Here is a 24526-nt window from a genome sequence, read left to right as displayed (position 1 = left end):
ATCAAATCCCGTATATAGATTATAAATTGTCGTATTTTGCTCTTACTTCTTGCAATTTTTGTGATTCTTTCAAATCACCATAAATTTTCATTAGTATGAGATAGTATTGGTCTCTTTTGTTTTTTGGCACTGTGCTTTCAATAGCTTCGAGTTTGTTCAGAATTTGCTTCAATTCATTTGCTTGGTCGAGAACAGTATAAATATTTGCCAATTCGCCCATCACTTGGAAATCATTCGCAAATTCGGATGTATTCATCGCTCTTGAAAAGTATTCGGCAGATTTTCTCAAATGAGGGAAATACTCTTCGTAATCGGGCATATATTTAGGGTCAGCTTCGATTTTATCTTGTTGTTTTCGCTGAACATCACCCGCTAAATTTTTATAAGCCGAAGCTATATTGCGAAGTACAAATTCGTAATTTGGGTCAATTTCCAAAGCTTTTTCATACTTTTGAATAGACTCTTGATAGCGGCTCATATTTTGGAGCAAGTCGCCATATTGTGCCCAAGCGTATTTGTTCTTAGGGTCAGTTTTAGTAAGTTCATCAACTGACTTGAGTGCATCGTCTGTTTTGCCCAATTCCTGATATAATGCGACCAACGAAGTGTTTGCTTCGGGGTTTGTAGGTTCAATTTGGGCAAATAATTGGATATATTTTAGCGATGCATCAAATTCCTTACGTACGTAATGAAGTTGCGCCAATGCTCTGATTGGGGTTGTATTCATATTGAATCTTTGCGAACGTTCGACTTCAAGTCTTTCCATCGGCGGGTCATATCGCCATCCTTTCAGCATGTAGTTAGCTTTGTCTTGGTCATAAAACATGAACAAATCTTTGTCATTGATTACAAAATGGTCAGTGATTGTCGTATCGCCTTTAGGAGTTGATTTCACTTGGCTGTTTTTGGGTTTGCCCAATTTGTCATTCACAGCTCTGCGAGTCATGTCGTAATAAAATCCGTTCTCTTTAGCAAATGATATGTCTTTCATGGATTTTTCGACAAATAATTCATATTGTTGCAAAGCTTTCAAAGTGTCGCCAATCACTTCGTATGCAGAACCTTTGAAATTGTAGAAATCTGTAATTTCGGGTCTGATTGAAATCCCAAGGTCAAAATTTGCCATTGCTTTGTCAATGTGGGCTTTCTCTTTGGTTTCTAAGTATTTTGAATAACTTTCGACGCCTTGATTATACGCTTCGACCCAAATTTGGTTAATCCGAATTCTCATAGTGTTCCGTTGGGTTTCGTCTATATTGCTTTTCAAAGCTTTATTAGCGGATTCCGAAGCTAAAGCGAATTCATTCTTTGTCATATAGATTTCTGTCAGATATACATATGCTTCGCCGTTATTGGGGTTAGCTGCCAATTCCATTTTCAGATATTCTATAGATTTGTCATAGTCTCTGTTGTTATAAGCGACCTTTGCAGTAGTCATATTTCTCGAAGCGCATTGAAAACCCTGGAAAGCGATTGTGCCTACTATGAGCATCAAAATTGAAAGGGCTATTTTTTTCACGAAATTTCTCCGATATTGTTTTTAAACTTGTTGATAATTTGTTGGTTTATCATTTATTTATTATGTAATTATTTAGACTGTAAAAATAACAAATTTTTTACAAATCATAAAGTATAATAATGATTATTATAAAGTTGAACAAACCATTCAATCATCAATCAACATATAAACAGAGACTTTTAAGGTCAAAAGTCTCTGTCAAATTCAAAATATCAAACTTTATCTTAAAAAGATAACATTTTCCATCCGAGAGTAACTTGAATCAGTGAGTTCTTGGCGTTAAAATCGCCGCTATACACACTGCTCATACCTAACTCATAACGGACATCTAAAGTGAACATCAATATATCAAGCCCAAGACCAAACTGCATAGACCACATTGCATCGCTGAATTCAGATTCCTCGACCACACCTTCTATTTCAAGCACCCCTTTTTCGGTAATGATTGATGCCACAGGTCCGGCTTGAACATTGAGTTTAGCTAATTTGAAGTCGAAAAGATGAATTCCGAACAGTGCAGCAAAATCTATTGTTTGGTGTGTACTACCGTATTCTGCTGAATTATAGGTCAATACACCACCCTTTTGTGTCATCATTATTTCAGGTTGTATAAACCAATCTTCTCCAATTCGTGCAAAGACACCGTATTGAAAAGAACTGTTAAACGAACTCGAAATATCATTCTCGTCAAACGATAGTTTAGAAGCTGTGTATCCAATTTTCGGACCAACGCTAAGTTGTGCGAAAGCCGAGGATACTACAAATAGACTGAACAAAATGCTAAATGCTATCCTTTTCATCATTCACTCCAAATGATTAATTCACATTCATTAACTACAAAATTATTCGACGTGAAAAATTGAAAATGATTACAATAACTAAAAAAAAAGAGATTACTCTTTAGTGAGCAATCTCTTTTTTCTTCAAATATTCTTAGCGATTATTCTCGTGTATTACCTGTGCCGCCATCATTTTTGCGGTCGTCTTTGCGATCATCTTTGCGGTCATCTTTGCGGTCGTCAAGCTTGCCACCACCGTTAGCAATTCTTTCGAGCCATTTCTCAAAAAGTGCTAATTGTTCTTCGTCTAAGATTTCTTTGATACCTTTGATGAAAGTCTCCCAACAAGCCTTAAGAGCAGCCCTAACTTCTTCGTTGACCGGATTGTTAATTAATGCTTCACGAATTCTCATGTTAAGTTGATAAATCATCTTTGCAGCTTCTTCTCTGGTGATTTCCCCTGCTTTTAATTGACTGATAATTGCTTGGCGTGCTTCATGTCCTTTCATCATGATTTCGCGTCTTGATTGTTGGAGCAATTTGAGCCATTCAGCTTCACAACGTCTGTGATTCATAATCAACTCTTTAACCTTTTCGATTTGGTCGTCAGTAAGGTTAAGCTGACGTAAAATCATACCGATTGCCATCATTTTGTTAACATGTGGTGGTCTTTTGTTAGGTGTTAATCTGTCATAATTGGCAAAATCACCTTCAATAACCGGAGTGAGTGCGAAATCGGATTCGAGCGTTGCTTCTTGTAATTCAAACCCTGTAGGGTTGATATCAGCGATAGCAAATGATTGGTAGTCGTAATTGGTTTTGTTCTCTGTAGCATTTGGTGATTCGCTGCATGAACTTATAATTAGTGCCAAAGCGACTGTGGTTGCGATAAGCAAATTTCTCAACATAATTAATCTCCTAAAAAAAAAATAAAATTGTTTGTTCTATCTATTAGATTCAAAATCTTTCAATTGGTTTAATGCTTATTTTTTTTTAATATCGCATTTTTATCGTTCAATTTACATTACAAATTGATATACACACGAAGTCAAAATTGGTTGCAAAAAAAAACATAAAAAGTGAAAATTATTTTTCCTCTTCTTCATAAACTCTGCTGACATCGCTCACACCCTTGACTGTAAGCAATCGTACCATGATATTATTCAGCTCTTCGACGTTTTCGACCATGACTGAAAGTGCGCCATCGAACATCGAATCTGCCGTATCGAGATTGATTCGCTTGATATTCGATTTGCCTATGGCTTCCGTTATATCGAGTAGCATCAATTCGCGGTCTTCGCCACGAATGATAAGTTTTGTATCATAATTGCCATCAGCCTTCTTCTTAAGCAAAGTTTTTGGCGGATTGAGTTTGAAATATTTGTGAAGCATTGCTACTGCTCTATGCGAGACTACACTTTTTTGCCATTCAAATTTCGGAACTGCATTGTCCGATTTGATAATTTCGACTTGGTCGCCGGAATTCAGTTTGTAGTTCAAATCATGAAATGAACCATTTACTTTGCCTGTTACGCAATGCAAACCATATTCATCCGATAGTACAAACGCATAATCAACCAAAGTTGAACCCTTAGGCAGAGAAATTTGTCGCCCTTCTTTCGAATATACTGTGAGCTCTGAATCGAAAAGATTTACTTTCAGCGAATCCCAAATAATCTGCGATGCATTATCGCCGAATTCTTCAATCATATCCTTCATCCATTCGCCCCATTCGTCAATATCCGAATCGGTGAATTGAAGTGCTCGCACCCTGCCGGTTTTGAGCGAAAAGTTTGCTGCAAAGCCTTCTTCGGCTATTGTATCCATCTCCTTGGTGCGTATCAGTATTTCGATTCGCTTTCCGTCGGGACCGATAAGCTCTGTGTTGAGTGATTTGTACCAATCGAGCTTGGGCTTTGCGATGTAGTCAACAAAGCTAATAGTATTGAAAGCATTAGCCAATACTCCCAAAGCACGATAACATTCGTGTACATCGTTGGATTGGAGTATAATCACCACAGAATAAAAATTATCTATATCGCTGATTGATTTCCCGTTTTGGGTCATCTTGTGGATTTCGTATTCGTGTTTGTGAACGATAGATAAAATATGCTTGAGGTTTTGTGCGTTCAGCGAATTTTGGATTAAATCCGAGAAAACTCTGATGTAATCAATGAATTCGCGGCGCTTTTCGTTCAATGCAGTCCTGATAGCTTCGTAATTTTCGCGATTTGAGTAGTAAAATGAACGATTTTCCAATTCCATTTTTACTTTGAGCAAACCCAATCTATGAGCTATCGGAATATAAAAGTTTAATGTTTCTTGGGCGATTTCTACTTGTTTTTTGGGCGAAAGATAGTGCAAAGTACGCATATTGTGCAATCTATCGGCAAGTTTAATCATTATTACACGAGCATCTCTAACGAGTGCCATAAACAATTTTCGATAAGTTTCAGCCTTGCTCACTCGCGGTTTAATAGGACCAGCCATATTATCTTCACTGAAGTTATGAGGTAAGTTGTCTTCAGTGTATATTTCGGGTTTGATAATTTCTGAATGTGATATTTTGGTTACGCCGTCCACCATCTCTGAGATATCTTCGTCGAATTCGCTTGTAATCATCTCCGTGCTTACGATTTCGACATCTTCGATAGTATCATGAAGCAAACATGCCGCCAATGAATTGGAATCATGCAACTGCAACTCATTCATCAACAACAAAGTGACGTTGAGCGGATGAGTATAATAGGGATAGCCCGATTTGCGATATTTACCCTTGTGCATTTCTACACAAAAATAAAATGCTTTACTGATTAGCTCTTTGTCAAGATTGCCACCGACTTTGTCGATAGCATCCATCAAATAGGCGTGGTCGGCTTCCACGTCCTTTCCGAAGGGGGTATCCTCGTCAAATTCTACATCATACTGTAACAAAAGTTCCATAAATTGCCAATTTGCAAATAATAATACTACAAAATAAAACGAATTATTCGAAAAATCACTATATTTATAATCAATTTAATCAATAAACTCTTAAAATCCAATTTTTCTTATGAATAGAAAAGAATTTTTAAGCATCGCATCGCTTGCAATCGGCTCGCTGATGCTCTCAAAAAGCATTGCAAAAGCCAATGTTTCTCAAAAATCCACTGTTAAGCCTGCAAAATTAGTGCCAGGCGACACGATTGGCATTGTTTCACCCGGAACTTCGGTAAGTTCGCCTGATGATTTGGCAAAAGTTGAAGAAATTTTGAAATATTTGGGATTGAATTTCAAATATGCGAAGAACACTGTCTCCGGCAGCGGTTATAAAACTCGCTCAGTCCGCCAACGTATTGATGATATGCATGAAGTTTTTGCCGATAGCTCTATCAAAGGTGTGATTTGCACCAGAGGTGGCTACGGCTCAGGGCGTCTGGTTGACGGGCTTGACTATGATTTGATTCGCCAAAATCCGAAAATCTTCGTCGGATATAGTGATATCACTGCACTGCATCTTGCTATAAACAAAAATGCCGGACTCAGAACATTCCATGGTCCGGTTCTCATGTCTTCATTTAATAATTACACGGCTACAAATTTCCGAAACATCGTCTTTGGTGATGTTAATTTCCCGCTTGTTTTGAGCAACCCTCATTCCGGTTCATCGCCTCGGAACCCCTTCCCTATTCGTACTATTGTGCCGGGCGAAGCAGAAGGAATAACGCTCGTCGCAAATTTGTCATTATTGACTTCGCTGATGGGAACGAGATTCGAGCCTGATTTTGACGGGAAAATTTTGCTAATTGAAGACGTTGGCGAACCACCATACCGAATTGACCGAATGTTGAATCAATTGAGGCTTGCGGGAGTATTTGCCAAAATAGCGGGTTTGATTTTCGGACGTTGCGATGATTGCGGTTCCGGTTCTACTCAAAATACTTGGGATTTATCATTGGGCGAAGTGTTGGACAGCTATTTCGCCGAACTAAAGATTCCGGTCTTTTATGGATTCATGTTCGGGCATACCGATAATCAGTTGACTATTCCACAGATGTGCAAAGCTAAGATGAATGCAGTCGAAGGGGATTTAACTTTGCTCGAATCGCCTGTTATTTAGCTCTAATCAAGGGATAGTGCATTTTTTTGAGCCAATTTTTGATTTGAATTACAGTTCTGGTATTATGCGTTGATAGACGGAGAAATTCTTGAAAATCAATCGCCGCTTTTTCATTTATACCCTCAAGTTTGAATGCAATCCCACGATTGAGGTATCCGATAGGATTTTCCTTGTTCAACTCAATTGCAAGCGTGAAATCTTCGAGTGCTTTTTTGAATACTTTCATCTTCAAATAAGCGTTGCCCCTGCCGATATAAGCTTGTAAAAACTTGGGATTGAGTGTAATCGCACGGCTAAAATCTTGAATTGCATCGCGATATTTATTCATGTAAACCGAGCAATTCGCTCTACCAAAATATGCTGATGTTAGCCCGGGTTGTAATTCGATAGCCTTGTCGAAATCGAGGATTGCTTCGATAAATTGCTTCAAATAATAAAGTGCATTCGCTCTGTTGAAATACAAATGAGGCGAATTTGGCTTCAAGTGTAAAGCTCTGGAATAGTCCTTCACGGCTTTTTCGTAATCTTTCATCCAGAAATGTGCTATTGCACGATTATTATAAGCATCGGCGTTATTTGGAGCTAATTCAATCACTTTGTCGAATTCGATTACAGCAAGAGTGAAATTTTTGGTCTTGTTGTAAATCAAACCTCTGTAATTATATGCCAAATGCGAATTGGGATTTATTTTCACTGCCAATGCAAAATCATCTAAGGCTGATTTATATCGCTGAATATGCGAATTTGCCAGACCGCGAGCCACGAGTGTCTTTTCTTGGCTTGGCTCAATCGTCAGAGCCGAAGTATAATTTTTGACAGCATTTTCATAATCTTTTTTGTCAAAATAAATGTTGCCTCTGTTTAAATATGCAGGCATATAGCCCGGATTGAGCTCCAGTGCTAAATTTAGGTCTTCGAGTGCCTCGTCAATGTCTTTGAGCTTTAATTTGCACATTCCTCGCTTATAATAAGCAAAGGAAAAATCAGCATTAAGTTCGATGGCTGTCGAAAAATCTTCAATTGCACTTTTATAGTGGTGAAGATTGAACTTTACCGAGCCGCGTTTGAAATAAGCAAATGAAAAACTTGGGTTGAGCATTACTGCATTATTGAAATCTTCGAGAGCATCATTGAACATATCAAGCTGGACTAACACCGAGCCACGCTTGAAGTAGGCAAATGACGCACGGGGATTGCTTGTGATGGCACGAGTATAACATTCCACCGCCTTATCAAAGACTTGATTTTTGGCATAATCATCACCTTTGGTAACCCAATCCTCAATTTCTTGTATGTTTTCTTCGCTCATTTCAAATAATATTTTGCTAAATTATTAACAAATATAACAAATATTAAACCAAACTAACTGAATTTCAATAGTATATCGTAAATTTACAAATTAATAAATATATCTTTTGGAAAAAATTATGCAAGTTGAAAACGAAAGAGAATTATTGCGTAAGGTTCATGCCTATCTCTCGAATCCTTCGCAAGTATTTATGACACAATCAAACAATCGGCTGCAAATTTTATCACCGGGCAAGATGAATTTGTACGATGGTCCCGACCTCAAAAATATTGCAATTTTATTGAACGGCTACGTAATTGTAGGCGATGCGGAATTTCACAGAAGCTCATCGGATTGGCTTCGTCACGCCCACTCCTCGAACATTGAATACGATGACGTTGTGATTCATATCGTATTCAAAGACGACACACCGATTAGAAGAGATTTTGAAACCTTAGTGATTGATGAAACTCAACTTAAGCTGCTCGCTCCGACTGAGAAACGAACGGAAATTGATATTGCCAATGACATCGAGGAGTTGCAAAATTACGCTCTGATTCGCTTGCTCCGAATGACTGCAAAAGCAAAAAAAATGTTCAATAACGGCAATTTGCGAGAAGGTTTTCATTCCAATTTAGCCGACTTTTTGCAAAGATACGCTTCAAAGCGTCGTCGTCCATCGTATGATGAAAAACGATTGAATGAAATTTTGGAAAATTTGACAAATTCGGAAATGATTGATTTTTTGAATTTTCTCGAAATCAAGGAAACTGTTTCAATTCCCGATACGATGCACGGATTTATCAAAAAGCGAATAGCTAACGAAGGTGCACATCTGCGGCGTGAAATTGTGTTGAATTGTTTGCTGCCGTCAGCACTTAGCATTGCTGATGATAATTCGAGAATCAGTCTTTTCTCTTGGTTTTGGTCAACATCGGCGCTGAATACTTATGGTGTTTTGAAAAAAAGATTCCCGAATATTCCTCAAAATTTTCTTTGGCAGCAACAAGGGATGTTGGAATATATCAAGGAAAACGGCAGACAACCTGATTACATTTCCGAAACTTCCAATACATATGGATTCGGGGAGATACTGAGTTTTTATAAATTAGGACGATTGCCCTTAGAATTTTTTGAAGATTAGAATTTTGTAGCATTATTCTGCTATTTTTGCATTGTTTAAAATGATGATAAGCATGAATAAAGAAAAAATAATTGGCATTTTAAAGACTATCGGACCCGGGATATTGTTTGCAGGAGCAGCAATCGGCGGTTCGCACCTTGTGCAATCTACTCGAGCAGGAGCCGATTACGGATTTACATTGCTATGGATTGTTGTGATGGCAAATCTATTCAAATATCCATTTTTTGAATTCAGCTACAGATATACTGCGTCAACAGGAAGGAGTTTGCTCGAAGGTTACAATGACATGGGCAGATGGATATTGGTAGCTTTTACTATTGTTTCCGTAATCACAGGTATAATCAATCTTGCTGCACTTGCCTTAGTTAGTGCGGGACTTGCCGGATATATATTCGGTGGCGGTGTTGACCCATTGATGATGAGTATCGGATTAGTGCTTTTGTGCTTCTTATTGTTAGTAATCGGCAAATATCCGGCACTTGATAAAATTATGAAAATCATGGTTTTCTTGCTTGGAGTTTGCACTTTTATAGCCTTTTTGTTGGCGATTGACAGAGGACAAAATATTCCTCCTGATTTTACACCTATGGATTTATATACCAAGGGCGGAATAATATTCATCATCGCATTGATGGGATGGATGCCGGCACCAATTGAATTATCAGCATGGACTTCGCTTTGGACATTGAGCAGAAGCAAACAAAAAAAGCATATCCCGACATTGAAAGAGTCGCTTATTGATTTCCATATCGGCTACATTGGTACGACATTATTGGCGATATTCTTTTTGACTCTCGGGGCAACTTTGATGTATGGCACCGGTATTCAATTCTCTAACTCGGGTGCGGTTTTTGCCCAACAACTTATTAGTCTCTATACCAAATTATTTGGTTCTTGGAGTGCTGTAATAATTGCACCTGCTGCGTTTATCACTATGTTCAGCTCATTGTTGACAGTTATGGACGGCTATCCACGTGCTATAACCGGAAGTTTGTTCTTGTTGAGCAAACGTGCCAACCAATTGAAGCTGAACGTTTACTTTGCAATTATGATAATAATAAGTGTTTTGGGACTTATCATTGTCAGCTTTTTTGCTAAGAATCTGAAATTGATGATGGATGTAGCAACGATTGTGTCATTTTTGGCAGCACCAATCTTAGCATTTTTCAACTACAAAGTCGTGACCACAAAATATTTCCCGGAGCAAGGCAAACCACCGCTCTGGCTCAAAATACTTGCTATTGCCGGTATGGTCTTTTTGTCAGGCTTCAGTTTAATCTATTTATATACTTTATTCTTCTTAGATTAACTCTGACTGATGACGTTCTATCACGGCACCCAGCTTTTTGAGCTTTTGTTCGATATTATCGTAGCCTCTGTCCAAATGATAGATTCTGAGCACTTCAGTAGTGCCTTTGGCTACAAGAGCCGCCAATATCAACGATGCACTGCCACGCAAATCTGAGCTCATTACGGTAGCACCGGAAAGCTTTTCGCCTCCGGAAATAATCGCCGCATTGTCAACGACGTCAATTTTTGCTCCTAATCGAACTAATTCAGGAATATGTTTGAATCGGTCTTGATAAATATTGTCCGTTACTTTGGAAGTGCCTTCGGCAGTCAACATATACGAAGTCCATTGTGCTTGAATGTCGGTAGGAATGCCCGGATAGACTGCTGTAACCAAATCAACAGGCTTGGGCGGAGCAACGGCTTTGAGGTGAATTTTGTTGGAATTAATATCCATTTCGCAACCGGCTTCCTCCAATTTCGAGATTACCGATGTTAGATGATAAGGATTAACATTCTCGAGCTGAATTTCGCCCATTGTCATTGCCGCGGCAATCAAATAAGTCGCAGCTTCGATACGGTCTGGAATAGTTTCTTCATTTACAGGTTTGAGTTCGTCCACACCTTCGATTATCAATTCCGTTGTACCGATGCCGTCAATTTTTGCCCCCATTTTCGTAAGCATTTTTGCTAATGCGGTAATTTCAGGCTCGATGGCGCAATTTGTAAGTACCGTTGTGCCCTTTGCAAGAGTCGCCGCCATCAAGACATTTCCTGTAGCACCTACACTTGATATATCAAAATGAAACTTGCAGCCTTGTAATCTGCCCTTGCTTTTCGCAATTACATAACCTTGGTCTAATGTGATTTCTGCACCTAATTTTTCGATGCCTTTAATATGCAAATCAACAGGTCGCGGACCCCAAGCACAACCGCCCGGCAATGATACTTTTGCTTCGCCATATCGTGCCACAAGAGGACCAAGCACATAAAACGAGGCTCTCATTTTCTTGACATGCTCGTATGGAGCTACTAATTGGGTGATTTCGCGAGCGTCAATGAAAAGTTCGCTATTATTCAGTTCACAAAATACTCCGAGCGCCCCCATCAGGCGTGTCATTGTCCAAACATCTTTCAAATCAGGTGTGTTTGAAATATTGTAGATGCCCGGTGCTAACAAGGTAGCAGGTATCAGAGCCAAAGCTCCGTTTTTTGCTCCTGCTATTTTTACCGACCCTTTTAATCTATTGCCACCTTCGATTACAAATTTATCCATTTTGCTTCAATTTTGTTTATATATTATTAGCAAAAGTAACGATTACTTACATAATTTGATGTTTTTCATTTTTTAGATTATAAACAAATAGTTATATTTAGATATTAAATTAATGAGGTTTCAAAATGGCTAAGCAAAATATAAAATCTGCTCATGAAGTTACTCAAAAAAGCGAGATTCATTCAGAAACAACGTTTATGAATTTGGCGGAGCAACTTTCTACTGCCGTAATTGTCATCAACAAAGAAATGAAGATAGCCTTTGCGAACAAAGCTGCCAAAAAATATCTGAAGATCAAATTCCCAAAAGGGTTCAAAATTCAGCATGATTATTCGGGCGATTTCGATAAAAACGAAATCATGAGACTATTCAAAATTGACAGCAAGATGCATTTCAGTTGCCAATCAATCAGTTGGGAAAATGAGAACAGCCTTTTGCTAATCATATCAGTTGACTCCAAATCCGATAGTGAGACTTCTCCTGCCGGAAACAATTTGGGCTTTTTGTATCACTATGCTTTCGATATTTCAACAGCTAAGATTACCGATAGTAGCGATGAATTTAACCATTTGACCGAATATAGCACCGGTGATGATTTGGCAGCTCTCATCCACCCCGATGATTACAAGGATTTCCTGAAGAGAGTTAAACCGCTCAAACAATCCGATAATATAGGCATCATTGTCGCTGACCATAGAATCATCAGCAAAAGCAATAAAGTTTATTATGTAAGAAATCGGCTGACATTTGAAGCCGTTGAAGGCAGCTCGTCTATTGTTCATGCTTATATAACCTTGATTTCCGACCTTGTTTTAGAAAACGAACATGCGCGATTGACAAAAGAGTTTTATGAATCACTCCTGAAATTATCTGTGATTGCGTATTTCAAGTATGATTTGATAAAAGACACTGTTTATTACAAAAATACTCGTTCCGACAAGTCAAGTGATTTGGTCAAAAATCGAAAAATTTCGCGTAATACTTTAAAAAATTATATCGCTTCAGATGACTATTTAGCAGCAATCGAAGATTTCGACAAATATTTGAGCAACCCAAAGGGGGTTTTTTCAAGCAAATTGAGGGCGCTTTTCAAAAACGATTGGAAATGGATTGAAACAAAATTGATGATAATCGCAAATGATGAATTGGGCAATCCCTCGATGTTAGCCGGAGTAATGATTGATATTGATGACTATTATGATGAATATGTTAATTTGCAAAATAGATGTTCAGCTTTTGATACTTTGATTGAGAATTTAGACCCGGGCTTCATGCGAATTGATGATACGGGAAAAATCACGCATTGGAACAAAAGCATTGAAAAGCTGTCAGGTTTAGAAGCGGATTTAGCTATTGGAGAGTATATTTGGGATTTGCAATCAGATTATTTTAACAAAAACACTTCCTTTGTGATTGATAAAGACGTGTTTGAATCCGAAATTCGGACAAATTTATTGAATAACAGCTCCGAGCCAATCAAAAAAGAAACAAGGTTTAGGACGATTGACGGTATAGACAAAGTTGCTGCAAGTGTGCAGTATAAATTGTCTGAAGGTGGCAAACCGGCAATCTATTACTTTTTTGATGATATAAGTGAACAATATAAAAATCCTGAGCAAGACTTTTATGAAGTTACAATGTTGAAAGAAATCTTGTGTTTCACGAATCAAATTATCTACAAGAAGAACCTCGTAAGTGGCAGATACGTTTATATCAGTCATTTTATAATGAAAATATTGGGATATACTCCTGAAGAGTTCATGAAATTCAGCGACGCAGAAATATTTGCAATGATACATCCTGATGATATTAATCATTTTCAAAATTTTCATCTATCGCCAAATTTGCGGAATGATTTCAACGAAACGACGTCTCACTTGGAATACCGGATAAAAACAAAATCGGGCAAATATAAAAACATCAGAGATACTCATACATACATTATTGATAAAGGCAGTAACAAGGCAATTCTAATTGGGCGAATTGAAGACATCGGCGAACAAAAGCTTCGTCAAAAAGAGCAAAGCGAAAACGCCGATAAATTCAAGAAATTGCTCGAACACCAAAGCGATTTGTTGATAACTAAGGATGATAACGGAGTTGTAAGTTATCTTAGCCCTTCATTTTGCGAATTGTTCGATGTTGATGAGTTGGAAATAATCGGCACAAAGTACGAATATCAAATTCATCCCGATGATATCGCCGGACTCAAAGAATCACTCGATATACTGAATTCTGCCAAACCTTGTAGTGCCAATACAGAGCATAGAGCTCTGACCAAATACGGCTGGAGGTGGTTCTCATGGGCATGTACAAGCTACATCACCAAAGATGGAGTTGCCGAAACTCTCTATGCAGGACGCGACATCACAAAGCAAAAGCGAATAGAAGAAGCTCTCAGACTATCTGAAAACAAATATCGGAGTATTTTCGAGCTTGCTCAAGATGCGATTATTATATTTGAACCGAACGATGAAATCGTGCTTGACGTTAATCGCAAAGCCACAGAAATGTACGGTATTGAAAAGTCGCAATTCATAGGTATGTCACTCGAGGAAATCTCGACAAATGTAAGTCATGGCAAATCTCAGATTTCGCGAACATTCCGCAGCAACGAAAAGCACCGATTTGTGACTACTCAAAAACGTTCCGACGGTTCAACTTTCAAAGTAGAAATCAATGCCGCAATTATCGAATACGACGGAAAATCAGTTGTTTTGAGCATTAACCGAGAAATCGAGTAGAAATCGGAATTTGCCAATTATGAATTTACTTGTACTTTGCAATTTTATCGTTAAGTGTTGCAGCAGATTTCACGATATAAAGTATCTTATCGCCAATGAAATCAACATCGCTAAGTATATTCAAGTAAAGCATAGATTTTTTGTACTGACCGGATGCTTCCTTAATCCTATAATATTGGATTTTGGACAACTTTTTCAATTCAGCTTCATTCAGAGCATGTTGAATCTCAAGTTCTTTCATAATTTTCTGGTCGAAAGTATCCAAATATTTTAACGAACTGTCAATTAATTGGTTTAAGCCTCTTACTAATCCCCCGATTTCGGTGATTTGCTCGGCTGTAAACTTATGGTGATTATTGTCAATATATTTATGATTTTGCTTGGAAAGCAGCACCACCCTATCTGCCAAATCTTGCAAACTAATTAGGGATGATGAAAAATTATATACTTCAGAAATATCAGATTCTTTATTCTTGTATAATTGTTTCAAAATGTTTTTGATAAGCATTTGGCAATTGTTATCATGCTCACCGGCTTCAACCATACTCTTCTTCAAATTTTTGAGGTTGGAAGCTAGTAATCCGGAATATGACAAATTCATGATAGTTTTCAATTTGCTTATATTGTTGGATATATTGTTGAATGTATTCTTAATCAAAATTGAGGTGGCTTCGTTGGTATAGCTAAACATCGAAAGCAAAGCTTCATCTTTGGTATTTTTATCTTTAACAAATTTGCCTGTTCTGAGGAACGTAAATGCAACTAATCCAACAAATCCGGCAATTGCATAAAGCTCGCCGAAGAAAATAATTGAAGCGATAACACCTGCAATAAAAAACGCCGAAATAGCAGTAAAGAACCATCCACCGATTACAGTCACAACGCCGGAAACTCTATACACGGCAGATTCTCTGCCCCAAGATTTATCCGACAGAGCCGCAGACATCGCAACAATGAAAGTGACATATGTAGTAGAAAGAGGCAGTTTCATCGAGGTAGCTAAAGAAATCAACCCGGCAGAAACCATCAACATCACTGCTGCACGCAACAAGTCAAAAGCCGGTGGAATACCGTTCTCGTCCAAATCAGGTTGGTACTTTGATTTGTCGAATCTGCTCTGAATCCACTTATCTATAAATTTTGGAGTAATGGATTTTAACCCATTGCCTAATGCAATGAAAAATCTAACAATAACGCGTGCAATCAAATTGGATTCAAATTTTTCGATACCATCTTCTTGGCTTCCGAGACCAATCTCGGTTTTAGAGACATTTCTTGCTTTGCGGGACAAAAAGAGTGTTATAACCATTATTAGACCGGCTATAAGCAACAAATAAGTATCTACCTTTACCGGTTCCGACATTATTCCCATAGTAACATTTGCAATTTCGGGATGTTCGAGCGAATACTGATAAGCGTGAAGTCCGGCAATCGGTGCTCCGATAAAATTCACTAAATCATTTGCAGCAAATGCCATTGCAAGAGCAAAAGTACCTATCATTACTATGACTTTTAGCACGTTTATTTTTGTGAACCACATCAAAAGTTGTATTAGCATTGTCCAAGCGACAAACATGTATGCTGATAATAACAATTGATTTTGCTGTATCCATGATGAAACATCAGGTGGTATAAAAGCAGCCCCTTTGGCACCTTTTATCAAAATGAATAGTGACAATGAAGTTAGCGCCAATCCACTCCAAACTGAACCGAATTTACGAAAATTGGGTTTGTAACTGTATGTAAATATCAATCTTGTCAAATATTGGATAATATACCCAAAAGTAAATGCAAACAAGATTGATAGCAAAATAGCGGATATTATCACCAAAACTGAATCGGTATTGATATAATCCACAACATATGATAAATCTTGTCCCAATTGGAGGACTTTGATGATTGCAAGGCCAACTGCTGCACCTAACAATCCAAAAACTAAGGACACAGTTGTTGATGTAGGGAGCCCGAATGTATTGAATAAGTCTAAGAGCAATATGTCTTGGAACATCAGAGCTACAAAGATAATCAGCAGTTCGGTCAGTCCATAAAATTGTGGGTTGAATATACCGCTTCGGGCAATTTCCATCATTCCGCTCGAAAATGTTACACCAACCAATACACCTAATGAAGCTACAATCATTGCAACTCGGAAAGTGGAAGCTCGGGAACCTAAAGCTGAATTGAGGAAGTTTACTGCGTCATTTGCGACACCGACAGTCAAATCGGTGACAGCTAAAATGAGTAATACGATGACAATTATTAAAGTTAATTCCACAAAAATCTTTTTCTTAAATTGTGAAAAAATCAAGTTCAAATATATGAAGAATTAAAAATTAAATTGTTAAGATACCTTAACAATTGAAAATATTCTTAATAAATTTTACGATTTCTCTCGGCAATTTTCATGAACTCTATAGTAATCCTATCACTTACAAAATATCCCTTTGAAGTAAGTTTTAGTGTGTTAGAGCTTTTATCAACAGCATATCCCTCCGCAACTAATTTATCTATGAATTGAGTGCAGTTCTGTCGTAAATCAAAGCCGAATTTTTCTGCAAATGAATCGAATCGCAACCCTTCTGAACGCAAATCCAAGTAAATACGCTCATTGATTTGCTGCTCCGGAGTCAATACTTCGGAATTTTCTATCGGTAGCTTTCCCTCGCCCAGCAGGGTGAAATATTTATCTAAATCGCGATAGTTCCAATATCGCTGCTTATGGTAAAGTCCGTGAGCAGATGGACCATATGCAAGATAATCTTCCGATGTCCAATATTTCAGATTATGAAGACATTTGAAGCCCTCTTTGGCAAAATTGGAGATTTCGTAATGCTCGTAATATGAACCGGCAAAATTTTTGACTGCGAGTTCGTAGAAGTCTTGGTCAATCTCTTCGTCGTGCACATTCAATTCCCCGCGAATGAATCTGTCGTAAAGCGGCGTTTCCGGTTCGTAAATTAAACTGTAAGCCGAAATATGCTCGGTTTGGAGCGACAATGCCTTAGTAATTGAATCACTCCAAGTGTCGAGCGTTTGCCCGGGAATAGCGTAAATCAAATCTATGCTCAAATTTTCAAAACCGGCTTTGCGAGCGATATTGACAGCATTGTAGATTGATTTCTCGTCATGAATTCGTTCTAAGAATTTGAGTTCGTCGCGATTGAAAGACTGAACCCCAAAGCTGATACGGTTAACGCCGAACTGCTTATAATCAGCTATAAATTTAGCATCTATAGTGCCCGGGTTGCATTCCATTGTCCATTCGCTCAATTCGCTCATATCGAAGCAATCGTGCAAGGCTTGAGTAATTTGCTCCATATGTTGCGGTTTCATCAACGAAGGCGTTCCACCACCGAAAAAGATGGTTTCGACTTTCAACTTACTTCCCGTCTCTTGATTTCGGAGTTTGATTTCCGCTACTGCCGCCTCGGCAAATTTATCACGGCTCGAAAGCTTTTCAATGGAATAGAAATCGCAATAGGAGCACTTATGAACGCAATACGGGAAATGCAGGTAAATCCCTACACTTCCCGATTGATTTGATATTATATTCATGAACGTTTAATTGTAGCGTTCGAAATTGATACTTTTACGACTAAATCCCATGTCAAGCAAAGTTTGACGAGCTTCGGACACCATATCTCTCCATCCGCAGATATAGAAATCCACAGGTGGCTTATCAGCAAAAAGCTCTTTATAGACTTGGTGCAAATATCCGCGTCTTCCAACCCATTCGTCTGAAGTTTCACGAGATAGAACCGGAATAAAAGTGAAATCACCTCGTTTGGTCAATTCTTCCATTTCCTCCAAATACACCATATCGTGCATATATCGAGTACCAAAAATCAAATACATATGCCTATGCGGAATATTGTTTTTGATGATATCCAGATACATTGACCTAAGCGGAGCAAGCCCTACACCGGTGCATATAAAGCAAATGTCTTTATCGGCATCAGGTTTGTGAACGAAACTTCCCCTTGGTTCGGAAACTTTCAACTGACTTCCAATATCAACTTCATTAAACAAATAGTTAGTAGCCAGCCCGTTTGGGTCTAAAACAATGAGTAATTCAAAGACATTCGAGCCGTTCGGAGCATTCGCCAATGAGTATTGGCGATAGTTCTTCTTAACGTTGAACGGGAACTCGATTTTGATGTGCTGCCCGGCTTGAAAAGTGTATCTTTCAAGCTCCGGCACCTGTATATAGAATCTTCTGATACTTGGCGTTTCTTTAATAATATCAACGACTTTTCCTTGATACCACAGCAATTTTATATTTCTCCAACATGAATGTTATAGTTAAGTTAAGACGAAAAAAAATGTCATATATTATCTAAGTTATAATTCAACTAAAAAAAACCAAGTATTGGCTACCATAAAATAATTAGTCCCATATACGTACATAATTTCATATTGATAATGTAAAAATGGATTTATAAAATGGCTAAAACAAAGAAGCAAATTACTAAAAAAAGCGATTCGATTTTTTTTACGGATGACCAAGACCCGGAATCATACTCGCTAAGGAATCAGATTGCCGAGCATCTTGAATTCCGAATGGTGAAGGACAAAACGACGGCAACGCTCGAAGACACTTACCGCGCCGTGGCTATGGCTGTTCGAGACCGTTTGATTAGAAAATGGCTTCGGACTCAGAATCATTATTACAAAAACGATGTCAAAAGAGTTTACTATCTTTCGATGGAATTTTTGATGGGACGACTATTAGGAAATACACTTATAAATATGGGTTTTTACGAAGAAGCTGAAAATATTCTCAAGGAAATGGGTTATGATTTGGACGAGATAGTTGATGCCGAGCATGATATGGGATTGGGCAATGGTGGTTTGGGCAGACTTGCGGCTTGTTTCTTGGATTCGATGGCTACAATGGAATTGCCGGCATTTGGATATGGCATCAGATACGAATACGGGATATTCGAGCAAGATATAATTAACGGCTACCAAGTCGAAAAGCCCGACAACTGGCTTCATTTCGGCAGCCCTTGGGAAATTATGAGACCCGAATATACTTATCCTATCAAATTCGGCGGGAAAACCGTAGTACGTCAAAATGGCAATACATGGGTCGAATGGATTGACACTACCGACGTGCTCGCAGTAGCTTATGATATTCCAATTCCCGGTTACAACAATAACACATGCAACAATCTTCGACTTTGGGAAGCGAAGGCATCTAAAGACTTTGATTTTCATTCTTTCAACGAAGGAGATTACATCAAAGCAGTCGAAAATAAATACGAAACTGAAAATATTTCTAAAGTTCTGTACCCCAATGATAATACCGTCGCCGGAAAAGAGCTGAGGCTCAAGCAGCAATACTTCTTTGTATCCGCTTCATTGCAAGATATCATCAGGCGCTTCAAAGTTAAGCACGCCGATTTCTCAAATTTTGCCGAAAAAAACACAATGCAATTGAATGATACGCATCCTGCGATTGCAATTGTTGAACTGATGCGGATATTGTTAGACAAGGAGCATTTGCATTGGGACGTAGCGTGGGAAATCACCCAGAAGTCTTTTGCATATACTAACCACACCGTTCTAAGTGAAGCACTCGAAAAGTGGTCGGTCGCTTTGTTTGAGAAACTGCTCCCAAGGCATTTGCAAATTATTTACGAAATCAATGCCAAATTCCTTGATAAAATCCGAATGCACTTCCATAATGATTTGGACAAAGTCCGCGATATGTCAATAATCGAAGAATCGAAAGATAGAAAAATCAGAATGGCTAATCTGGCAATCGTGAGTAGTTTTTCCGTAAACGGCGTTGCAGCATTGCACACAAAGATAATCAAAGAAAAAATATTCAAGGATTTTTACGAGTTCATGCCCGAAAAATTCAACAGCAAAACGAACGGAATCGCTCAACGTCGTTGGCTAGTGAAGGCAAATCCCGAATTGTCGGATTTGATTAACTCCAAAATCGGTGATAGCTGGATAACAGACCTTTACGAACTCAAAAAACTCGAGCAATTTATCGGCGATGAGCAATTTTTGACCGACTGGCAAAATGTGAAACAAGCGAATAAAATCAAGCTCGCCAAATACATCGAGGAAAATTGCCATGTCAAAGTCAACATCAATTCGATATTCGATTCGCAAATCAAAAGATTCCACGAATACAAGAGGCAATTGCTCAATGTATTGCATATAATCCATCTTTACAATACTATAAAGGAAAATCCGAACGCCGAATTTGTCCCCCGAACAATGATTTTCGCGGGGAAATCTGCTCCCGGATACTATACAGCAAAGATGATTATAAAGTTAATCAATTCGGTTGCAAATATAGTAAACAACGACCCGGACATCGGCGATAAGATGAAAGTCGTGTTTATCAAAAATTATTCGGTAACTTTGGCTGAACTCATTATTCCCGCATCGGATTTGTCCGAACAAATTTCGACCGCCGGATACGAAGCCTCCGGAACGGGCAACATGAAATTCCAGCTCAACGGAGCCTTGACAATCGGCACTTTGGACGGTGCAAATATCGAAATGATGGAAGAAATGGGCATAGAGAACATGTTCATCTTCGGATTGAACGCCGACGAAGTAACGCAACTGCATTCAAACGGATATCATCCGAAAGAATATTACGAGAATAAACCGGAAATTAAAAAAGTAATAGACCTAATCAGGAGCAATTACTTCTGCGCCCTTGAGCCCGGGATTTTCGACCCGATGCTCGACGAAATACTTTACAAGGGCGATAAATATTGCCTGTTTGCCGATTTCGATGCCTACGTAATGGCTCAAGAAATCGCAGCAAAAAACTATTTGGACAAGCGAGATTGGACAACCAAATCCATCCTCAATACCGCAAGGTCGGGTAAATTTTCGAGTGACAGAACCATACGGGAATATGCCGACGAAATCTGGAAAATTGAAGGCTGCAAAATAAATTTGGATAACAAAAGCTGAGAGGGAGAAAATTACATCTTGTCCCTCTCTTTTCAAGAGGGGTTTAAACAAAAAAGCCCGACATTTTTGCCGGGCTATTTTTTCTTAGTCTTGGATGAGCACTTGTATAAATTGCCTACCCTCGGAGGTATCTAAATGAATGAAATATAAACCGCACGATATATCATGCGGAAGATTAATTACCGAAGTATTATTTCCGATGGAAAATTGCAAATTATCATCAATTTTAGCACCCATAATTGTATGCAGGGCAGGTGAATTAAGTATTTCCAAATTTTGTAAATGGATTTCACCGCCACGTCTTATTAAATAAGATTGATTCTTGCTGCCAAATTCCGGAATAATTTCAAAAACTCCGCTTGGATTCCTTTGAAGCAAAAAGACTTTGGAAGAAGACTTAATCAGTGCGGTATTCTTATCGAATGGTATTATCTTGTGTATGTAATTTAAAACATCCTTGGCATATTCTTTATTAAACAATAATTTCCAATTCTCACCGCCGTCTTCAGTATAAAAGTGGGTGCCAAAAGAACAATTAGCAAAACCGAAATTTTCATCGTAAAAGTTCATCTCTATAATATCTGATGCATAAATTACGTCCGGTGAATATGTATCTAACCAATATATCGTTGTATCAAGCTGGTTTTTCCAGTTTTCCCCACCATCAGTAGTTTTGTATATTATGTGAAAATTGATTGAATCGGGTCGTTTACCAAAGGCTGGCGTACGTCTAAAGCACCACCCAACATCTTTATTAATAAAATAAATTTTATTCATGTGTTGTGGAGTTTCAATTAATTTATAATTGCCGTTATATATATTTAGCGATGCATGATATCGATGGTCATTAATCCAGTCATACATAAATGCCATAAAATAACCATCTTTTGTCAAATGCATCCTATCAATAGATATACTGTCAGCCGTTTCTAAAGGATTTTCAAATGAATGCCAAGTATTAAAATTATCAGAAGATTTCAGAAGTAAATGATAATGAAATAAATATGTAGTATCATTATGATGATATGGCAAATAAGGCCCAGAATTGTAGAATGCACTATCAGGAACAGACTCCATCCAATTTTCACCTTTATCATTGGTTACAACAATTGTACCTCTGCTAAAATTTAATAAAAAAGTATGGCTATTTGCAATTATTACTTTATCAATCCAACCTGCGTAAGGTAGAATAGTTCTCCTTTCTTCACTATAAATCATTTTCCAGGTTTTGCATTTATCTTCTGTCAGATATACAAAGTTCGAATCACCTATTCTTGTTGTTATAATTGCGATGTTTTCATTATGAATATATATATCAGGAGATTTAAACTCCTCAAGATGTGTAATAGTAAATTCATCTTCGGATTTTAAGTTGGTACAATTTACAATTAATAGTAGCAATATTAAACATTTCATTGGAATTCCTTCTATTTTACAAATTTTCAACATCAAAGTTCCATTCTGTATGTTCGTACAATGCTAATGTATAAAAAAATTCTTATTTCCAAATCGCAATTGAAAATATTTTATAAATTTTCATTCACTTTGTTGCAAAGTCGTAAGAAGCTGCGTCATTCTGAGCGAAGCGAAGAATCCATGAATTTTTGAAAGCTTGATTCTTCGACTTCGTCTTCAGAATGACCAGCTGTTTGGACAGAACGCTGCTCTGTTCTTACGACTTAAATTCCCCTCTTGAGGGGTGGATGCGCCAGCAGACGGGGTGGATTGTCATTTGTCTCGTCCTAAAAAAAGTTTACAGTTTTAAATGTTAGTACTGTAATAAGTTGACAATATAATAAAATGATACAAATAGTTGATTATATTTTTTCTTGTTAACATGTGGATATTTCTCTAAGTTGTTGATTTATATGTTATATTCTTCAACTTGCCTTTCCATAAGCGTTTTAAGGGTTGTTCCCCTTTATGTGCTTCTGTTGGTGTTAACATGCTACAGCTCATGTGTGGTCGTTCATTGTTATACAAGTCTATTGATTGTTTGATTAGTTCTTTAGCCATTTCTAAGCCGGTTATTGCTATTCCTTGTAAGTATTCTGTTTTTATTATTCCATTTACTCGCTCTGCTATTGCGTTTTCGGTTGGTTCACCTCCTTTTGTCATACTGATTTGAATGCCGTTTTGCTTTAGTATTTGTGTATAGTCATGGCTGGCATACTGCGAACCACGGTCTGAATGATGGATTAAGCCTGTTGTACTGTCTATTGTATTTATTGCCATGCTGAGTGCTGTTAATGGTCCAAATGTCTGCAAATTCGCTGATAATTCATGTCCCAAAATCTTCTTGGAATGTGCATCTGTGACTAAGCTGAGATAATAAAAACCGTTTGTTGCTTTGGGTATGAATGTAATATCGCTTACCCAAAGCTGATTTGGTTTGTTTATTGCTTGATTCTTGACTAAGTTGCCATAGACTCTTGAGCCATGACCGCTGTCTGTTGTCCGCTTATAACGGCGACGGCGACGTACTAGAAGCTGGTTACGCCACATTAGGTCAAAGATTGAATCTCTGCCTATCTTTATCCCATTGGCAAGCAAATCATCTTTGATACTTTCATATATTTTTCTTACACCCATATAACGATGCTTTTTGCGTATGGCATGGATTAGCTGCAGAACTATATGCTCTTCAAAACTTTGCTCATCTTGGCGCATCTCATACTGGTAATATGCTTGGCGACTTATACCGAACAATTGACAGATTGAAAACAATGAGCGTCTCATTGTTTCTTCTCTGACTTTATCAATTGTCCGGTGGCGGACTTTTTTACTAAATTGCCCTTTGTCTCTTTTTCTAATTCTTGAATGTAGATTTCGAAGGCTCTTAGCTTGAATTTCGCATCAGATAACTCCTTTTTGAGTTTCTTTATCTCTAATTCACTGTCTAAGTCATGCTTCGTATTATCAGAACTTTTCATCGGTAACTCCAAATTATCCATTGCCAAATTTCTTTGCCAATTTAATATTGCACTATGACCTTTAATTCCATATTTAAGTCGTGCTTCTTCTTTGCTTAGTTTACCGAGTTCTACTTCTTGTAATACATGAAGTTTGAAAGTTCTGCTGAAATAATTTCTTGTTGACATGGTTTTGCTCCTTTTTTTGTCAACTTATTTCAGGACAATACAATTGTCCTTAATAACCCACGAATAAATTCATGGGCTATGTTTTAGGTAGAGACGAGACAAAAAAAAGAGGCTGCCCATATGGACAGCCTCTTTTATACGTTTGCGAATCGGATTATTTAACAATAATCATCTTCTTGGTGTCTTTGAAAGGTCCGCTTACCATTTCGTAGAAGTAAACGCCACTTGAAAGCTCTTCAACAGGGATACGTACGCTGTATTCACCGCTATTCAATACGCCTGTGAATGGTACTGATACTAATTCACTTTGTGCATTGTACAAGCGGATTTCGGTT

18 protein-coding genes are annotated in these 24526 nt (G+C 37.9%); 5 read left to right on the top strand and 13 right to left on the bottom strand.

Annotated features, from left to right (window positions below; translation table 11 throughout):
• Positions 1-19 precede the first annotated feature (19 nt).
• From M9949_01870 to M9949_01855, 4 genes are all read right to left on the bottom strand, one after another.
• Positions 20-1519, bottom strand: coding sequence for a tetratricopeptide repeat protein (locus M9949_01870; GenBank protein MCO5250151.1), 1500 nt, complete (start codon positions 1517-1519; stop codon positions 20-22).
• 224 nt (positions 1520-1743) lie between these two features.
• Positions 1744-2322 (bottom strand): PorT family protein, encoded by a 579-nt coding sequence (locus tag M9949_01865; GenBank protein ID MCO5250150.1) that lies wholly within the window; start codon positions 2320-2322, stop codon positions 1744-1746.
• Between the two features lie 137 nt (positions 2323-2459).
• Positions 2460-3206 (bottom strand): hypothetical protein, encoded by a 747-nt coding sequence (locus M9949_01860; protein MCO5250149.1) that lies wholly within the window; start codon positions 3204-3206, stop codon positions 2460-2462.
• A gap of 178 nt (positions 3207-3384) precedes the next feature.
• Positions 3385-5241 (bottom strand): HD domain-containing protein, encoded by a 1857-nt coding sequence (locus M9949_01855; GenBank protein ID MCO5250148.1) that lies wholly within the window; start codon positions 5239-5241, stop codon positions 3385-3387.
• 109 nt (positions 5242-5350) lie between these two features.
• On the opposite strand from M9949_01855, the gene M9949_01850 reads away from it, so the two are divergent.
• Complete coding sequence (locus M9949_01850) at positions 5351-6397, top strand: LD-carboxypeptidase (GenBank protein MCO5250147.1); 1047 nt, start codon at positions 5351-5353, stop codon at positions 6395-6397.
• Here the strand turns inward: M9949_01850 and M9949_01845 are convergent.
• Positions 6390-7706 (bottom strand): tetratricopeptide repeat protein, encoded by a 1317-nt coding sequence (locus tag M9949_01845; GenBank protein ID MCO5250146.1) that lies wholly within the window; start codon positions 7704-7706, stop codon positions 6390-6392. The genes M9949_01850 and M9949_01845 overlap by 8 nt on opposite strands.
• A 118-nt stretch (positions 7707-7824) precedes the next feature.
• Between M9949_01845 and M9949_01840 the strand changes: the two genes are divergently transcribed.
• Entirely contained in the window at positions 7825-8829 is a 1005-nt protein-coding gene (locus tag M9949_01840) for a DUF2851 family protein (protein MCO5250145.1), read from the top strand.
• Between the two features lie 52 nt (positions 8830-8881).
• A complete protein-coding gene (locus M9949_01835; GenBank protein MCO5250144.1) occupies positions 8882-10138 on the top strand; it encodes an Nramp family divalent metal transporter in 1257 nt (418 codons plus the stop codon).
• Here the strand turns inward: M9949_01835 and murA are convergent.
• Positions 10130-11395, bottom strand: a complete 1266-nt coding sequence (gene murA / locus M9949_01830) for a UDP-N-acetylglucosamine 1-carboxyvinyltransferase (GenBank protein ID MCO5250143.1) — start codon at positions 11393-11395, stop codon at positions 10130-10132. The genes M9949_01835 and murA overlap by 9 nt on opposite strands.
• Positions 11396-11520: 125 nt before the next feature.
• Here murA and M9949_01825 point away from each other — a divergent pair, with 125 nt between their 5' ends.
• On the top strand, positions 11521-14139 hold the full coding sequence (locus M9949_01825) for a PAS domain-containing protein (GenBank protein MCO5250142.1): 2619 nt from the start codon (positions 11521-11523) through the stop codon (positions 14137-14139).
• 25 nt (positions 14140-14164) lie between these two features.
• Here the strand turns inward: M9949_01825 and M9949_01820 are convergent, their stop codons facing one another.
• From M9949_01820 to M9949_01810, 3 genes are all read right to left on the bottom strand, one after another.
• A complete protein-coding gene (locus tag M9949_01820; protein ID MCO5250141.1) occupies positions 14165-16414 on the bottom strand; it encodes an inorganic phosphate transporter in 2250 nt (749 codons plus the stop codon).
• 95 nt (positions 16415-16509) lie between these two features.
• A complete protein-coding gene (gene hemW / locus M9949_01815) occupies positions 16510-17694 on the bottom strand; it encodes a radical SAM family heme chaperone HemW (GenBank protein ID MCO5250140.1) in 1185 nt (394 codons plus the stop codon).
• A gap of 6 nt (positions 17695-17700) precedes the next feature.
• Positions 17701-18411, bottom strand: coding sequence for an FAD-binding oxidoreductase (locus tag M9949_01810; protein ID MCO5250139.1), 711 nt, complete (start codon positions 18409-18411; stop codon positions 17701-17703).
• A 171-nt stretch (positions 18412-18582) separates the two neighbouring features.
• On the opposite strand from M9949_01810, the gene M9949_01805 reads away from it, so the two are divergent.
• A complete protein-coding gene (locus tag M9949_01805) occupies positions 18583-21090 on the top strand; it encodes a glycogen/starch/alpha-glucan phosphorylase (protein ID MCO5250138.1) in 2508 nt (835 codons plus the stop codon).
• Positions 21091-21174: 84 nt separating this feature from the next.
• On the opposite strand, the gene M9949_01800 is transcribed toward M9949_01805, so the two are convergent.
• The 4 genes from M9949_01800 to M9949_01785 form a co-directional block, all read right to left on the bottom strand.
• Positions 21175-22539, bottom strand: a complete 1365-nt coding sequence (locus tag M9949_01800) for a hypothetical protein (GenBank protein MCO5250137.1) — start codon at positions 22537-22539, stop codon at positions 21175-21177.
• Positions 22540-22941: 402 nt separating this feature from the next.
• Positions 22942-23853: an IS3 family transposase gene (locus M9949_01795; GenBank protein ID MCO5250136.1), complete on the bottom strand. Its 912-nt coding sequence runs from the start codon at positions 23851-23853 to the stop codon at positions 22942-22944.
• On the bottom strand, positions 23826-24191 hold the full coding sequence (locus M9949_01790) for a hypothetical protein (GenBank protein ID MCO5250135.1): 366 nt from the start codon (positions 24189-24191) through the stop codon (positions 23826-23828). The genes M9949_01795 and M9949_01790 overlap by 28 nt, the downstream gene beginning before the upstream one ends.
• 154 nt (positions 24192-24345) lie before the next feature.
• A partial coding sequence (locus M9949_01785; GenBank protein ID MCO5250134.1) for a T9SS type A sorting domain-containing protein occupies positions 24346-24526 on the bottom strand: 181 nt, incomplete at its 5' end.

This window comes from Candidatus Kapaibacterium sp. (genome assembly GCA_023957315.1).
GTDB lineage: Bacteria > Bacteroidota > Ignavibacteria > Kapaibacteriales > UBA2268 > PGYU01.
This window is presented reverse-complemented; position numbering and strand designations above follow the sequence as displayed.

Coding starts and splice junctions, on each gene's coding strand:
- M9949_01825 (MCO5250142.1), top strand. CDS start 11,521: ATGGCTAAGCAAAATATAAAATCTGCTCATGAAGTTACTCAAAAAAGC.
- M9949_01835 (MCO5250144.1), top strand. CDS start 8,882: ATGAATAAAGAAAAAATAATTGGCATTTTAAAGACTATCGGACCCGGG.
- hemW (MCO5250140.1), bottom strand. CDS start 17,694: ATGAATATAATATCAAATCAATCGGGAAGTGTAGGGATTTACCTGCAT.
- M9949_01845 (MCO5250146.1), bottom strand. CDS start 7,706: ATGAGCGAAGAAAACATACAAGAAATTGAGGATTGGGTTACCAAAGGT.
- M9949_01850 (MCO5250147.1), top strand. CDS start 5,351: ATGAATAGAAAAGAATTTTTAAGCATCGCATCGCTTGCAATCGGCTCG.
- M9949_01800 (MCO5250137.1), bottom strand. CDS start 22,539: ATGTTGAAAATTTGTAAAATAGAAGGAATTCCAATGAAATGTTTAATA.
- M9949_01805 (MCO5250138.1), top strand. CDS start 18,583: ATGGCTAAAACAAAGAAGCAAATTACTAAAAAAAGCGATTCGATTTTT.
- M9949_01860 (MCO5250149.1), bottom strand. CDS start 3,206: ATGTTGAGAAATTTGCTTATCGCAACCACAGTCGCTTTGGCACTAATT.
- M9949_01840 (MCO5250145.1), top strand. CDS start 7,825: ATGCAAGTTGAAAACGAAAGAGAATTATTGCGTAAGGTTCATGCCTAT.
- M9949_01855 (MCO5250148.1), bottom strand. CDS start 5,241: ATGGAACTTTTGTTACAGTATGATGTAGAATTTGACGAGGATACCCCC.
- murA (MCO5250143.1), bottom strand. CDS start 11,395: ATGGATAAATTTGTAATCGAAGGTGGCAATAGATTAAAAGGGTCGGTA.
- M9949_01790 (MCO5250135.1), bottom strand. CDS start 24,191: ATGTCAACAAGAAATTATTTCAGCAGAACTTTCAAACTTCATGTATTA.
- M9949_01865 (MCO5250150.1), bottom strand. CDS start 2,322: ATGATGAAAAGGATAGCATTTAGCATTTTGTTCAGTCTATTTGTAGTA.